Origin of the sequence: Staphylococcus caprae (assembly GCF_002902725.1) — a bacterium.
GTDB classification, from domain to species: Bacteria; Bacillota; Bacilli; order Staphylococcales; family Staphylococcaceae; genus Staphylococcus; species Staphylococcus caprae.
Genome location: NZ_PPRT01000082.1, coordinates 1 through 3,486, shown reverse-complemented (window position 1 = coordinate 3,486; position 3,486 = coordinate 1). Strand labels below are relative to the sequence as shown.

At 24.4% G+C, this 3,486-nt stretch carries 4 protein-coding genes; all 4 read left to right on the top strand.

Annotated features, from left to right (window positions below):
• Positions 1-21: 21 nt before the first annotated feature.
• Positions 22-726: an ATP-binding cassette domain-containing protein gene (locus CD155_RS11940; RefSeq protein WP_103213425.1), complete on the top strand. Its 705-nt coding sequence runs from the start codon at positions 22-24 to the stop codon at positions 724-726.
• 544 nt (positions 727-1,270) lie between these two features.
• Positions 1,271-1,969, top strand: a complete 699-nt coding sequence (locus CD155_RS13175; protein ID WP_256605018.1) for a hypothetical protein — start codon at positions 1,271-1,273, stop codon at positions 1,967-1,969.
• A 31-nt stretch (positions 1,970-2,000) separates the two neighbouring features.
• Positions 2,001-3,026, top strand: coding sequence for an insulinase family protein (locus tag CD155_RS11930; protein WP_141756898.1), 1,026 nt, complete (start codon positions 2,001-2,003; stop codon positions 3,024-3,026).
• 4 nt (positions 3,027-3,030) lie between these two features.
• Positions 3,031-3,486 (top strand): insulinase family protein (locus CD155_RS11925; RefSeq protein WP_180991839.1); only part of this gene is annotated, 456 nt, incomplete at its 3' end.

Genomic DNA, 3,486 nt, shown 5'->3' with positions numbered 1-3,486 from the left:
GATTAATACAAGGTGTTAATAATGATAAAAATCTCTGACTTATATGTTTGGTACGACAAAGAATTTATTTTAGAAAATATAAATTTACAACTAACGAGTGGAGAAATTTATGCTTTGATTGGTAAAAATGGTAGCGGTAAAACTACACTCATCAATACAATTTGTGGGGTTTTGCCTACATTTAAAGGAAGTATTGTTATGGGCAATGCTTCCTTTAGTGCAGAAAGCCCCTCTAAAATAATACAAAGCAGTAAAAAGGAAAGGTTTTATATAGCAGATAATCCTGAAAAAGTAAAATACATGAATTGTTTGCAATATATAAACTTAATTTTAGACGTATACAACACGAAAATAGATCATAAATTATTACAGTATTATATGGAAAGATATCAATTTACAAACCATAAAAATAAGATAATCGATGAACTTTCTCTTGGAAATCTCAAGAAGCTAAATATTATATGTTCTTACCTAATAAATACAAGAATTTTAATTTTTGATGAACCATTAAATGGACTAGATATACAAGCTATTGAGAAGTTTATAGAAGATATACAACTATTAAAGAATAAGGGGTATTTAGTAATTTTATCTACTCATATTCTTGATGTAGTTGAAAGATTTACAAATAAAATTGTATTAATTAATAACAGAAAAGCTACTGAATTAACATTTGAGAATGCTAGTCAAATTAGAGAGGTTTTGGGTGTGGATGAAACTACATAAATATCTAAAATATATAATTCTCGCAGAGAGTCACAAATATAATGTGAAATCGATAAGTAGATTAATAATAAGTATATTGATTTTGTTGATGTTTGAGTTTTATTTAATTATGAATAGTGGTATAGAAATTACCATTATTAAGCATACCCATTTTAAATTGATTATTTCTTTGACCTCGTTTGTTTTAGCATTATCCTTTTGGAGTTCATTTAGAAACAGTTATGTACATACCATGTTTAAACCATTGCCAGTAAACACAAAAAAATTGTATCTATCAATGGTTGTATATATTTTTTTAGAGGTAGGTCTAAAGAGAATGATTTATCTTTTGATATTACCTATATTTTTATATATACAATCAGGGATTAGTTTAACGAACACTATTATAATGATGATCTCATATGTATTGATGATTTTTTTAACATTTAGTTGTGTAATTATTTTTTTTGAAACAACTGATTTGTTGAAAAAGATAATTCTTACGATTCTCTTATTATTAGTGTCATTGTCACCACTATTACTTAGCTCTTTATTAATAATTATAATGATAAGTTTAATTTATGTTTATTTTGATGGTATTAAGTTGCTAGAAAACAAAAAGGTTAATAAATCTGTTGAAAAAAAAGAAAAAGTATCACTATTAAAAATTGAAATAAAAAAATGGGTTTCTGATAAAAGTAACTGGATTAATAGTGTCATAGCAGTAATTTTTACCGCTATACTGACATTTAATTTAAATTCTATTAAAAATATAGACCCAAATATTAATTACTTTTTAATCATGATAATTATACTAGCGATGAGTCCAGTTTATTTATTGTTTTCAACCGATAAAAATTATCAAAGAGTATATGTATATTTACCTATAAATAAGCACAAAGTGTTTTTAATTAAATTTTTTATATGTCTCATTTTAATGTTAACAATGTTAACATTAAGTATAGTGATATTCTCATTAATTAGACATAACGTAGATTTAAAAATTATTAACATATATATAACTATGCTTTTTTGTGCATATTTTAGATTAAAATTTGATCAAAAGTTTCCTATATTAAATTGGTCATCTAAACAGGATATATGGAAAAATCCGAAAAAATATATTTCTTTAATCATTTTAATACCATATATATATATGGCCTTAACCTATAGTATTTGGATTACACTCCCTTTAATACTTGTGATTTTTGTTTTAAATAAAGTTAAGTCTAATAGGAGTGATTATTTTGTCTTTCTGCATTAAAAATGTTAAATCTTCTATATATAATTCGACTATGGAAATAGAACAACTACCAAAAATGAACTTAAGTAAACTAAATTATTATCAACTGTTATCCTACACGTTTAACGAATTATTCGGGAAATTAGATTCCTATAAATGTAGAAGGTATACTAACTTAATTTGTTATAATAATCAGTTTTTCTGGTTATATAGTATCTTAAATTTAGATAATAATTATGGTAATTGCCATTTCACAGTAGAAGAATTAAATGAAGCAAAAGATAAAGCAAAAATGAGTTTAAAAGAAAAGATAAAGCAGTATCAATTAAGTCCGTTTAACATTCATAGGAATGAATACAAAGAAATTCTTGGTCTAGACGATATATATGGAAAATATAGATATGGAAAAGTAGAAGAATTTTATTTAGTAGATCTGCAAAAGAAAGATATCGATGATGTCACTTTAAAGAATTATGAATATAAGTATACTCACTATAACAATTTCATTAGAATAGATAATCCTATTATACATAACAATTATAATCTCAATAATAACCTTAAAGTAAGAAATAACATTTCTGAAATAGGATTAGATAACCACCCTTTTTATACCCTCTGTTGGAGTATTAAAGCTAATTGTATCGAGGATACATGCTTTTATGGTAATTTATTACAAGCTTATCTTTCTCATTATGGACATTCAAAGTTGTTTGAAGAACTTAGAATAAAGGCTTATCAACTTTACCATTTCAGTTCATATTTTGATAATGAATGTAATCTATTTTTTATACATTTTAGCTCAGATGTTAAGGAAAAAAATGATATTAAAAATAGTGTGAAAAAAATAATGAAAAATTTGTGGTTGAATATTGAAGAATTTGAAAGTATTAAAACTTTTTTAGATACCGAATTAAGGTTTTTATTAGACAAACAATACGGTTATAACTTCTATTTATTTAAGTTAGGACAAAAATATAAAAAGTTTGCCCATCCATTTCATGATATAAAAAAACTTAACTACTTAGAATTTAATAGCATGGTTAAAAATATGACATTTATCGCTTTAGATGAAGGGTGATTCTATGTTAAAAGGATTAGATAACAATATTATGAAAATTAAATTTGCGGAGCTTAGTGGCTTAGGTTTTCATATAAAAAACGCATATATTAATTGTATTAGTGTAAAGATTAATTTTGGAGGGTTGGATAGTCAAATAGGATATGCTCATTTTTTGGAACATATGAAATTTTGGATAGGTGATAATCATCTTTATGAAGAAATGAAAAATCTAAGTATTGTCTTAAATGCTACTACTAGTGAAAAAAATACTTATTTTACATTTTTTTGCGCTCCTCATATGTCAGAGGATGCTTTAAATATATTATTAAAGTATTTGAAAAATCATGATTATTCAAAAAAGAATTTTGAAAAAGAAAAGAAAGTAGTAATTAATGAAATAAAAGGATATAAAAGTATTCAATCTCATGATATAAAACTTAATATCATAAGAGACCGAATACTAGGAACTGAAAAAGAT

Excerpts from the sequence above, each read along its gene's own strand:
- CD155_RS11940 (WP_103213425.1), top strand. The coding sequence starts at position 22 with ATGATAAAAATCTCTGACTTATATGTTTGGTACGACAAAGAATTTATT.
- CD155_RS13175 (WP_256605018.1), top strand. The coding sequence starts at position 1,271 with ATGATAAGTTTAATTTATGTTTATTTTGATGGTATTAAGTTGCTAGAA.
- CD155_RS11930 (WP_141756898.1), top strand. The coding sequence starts at position 2,001 with ATGGAAATAGAACAACTACCAAAAATGAACTTAAGTAAACTAAATTAT.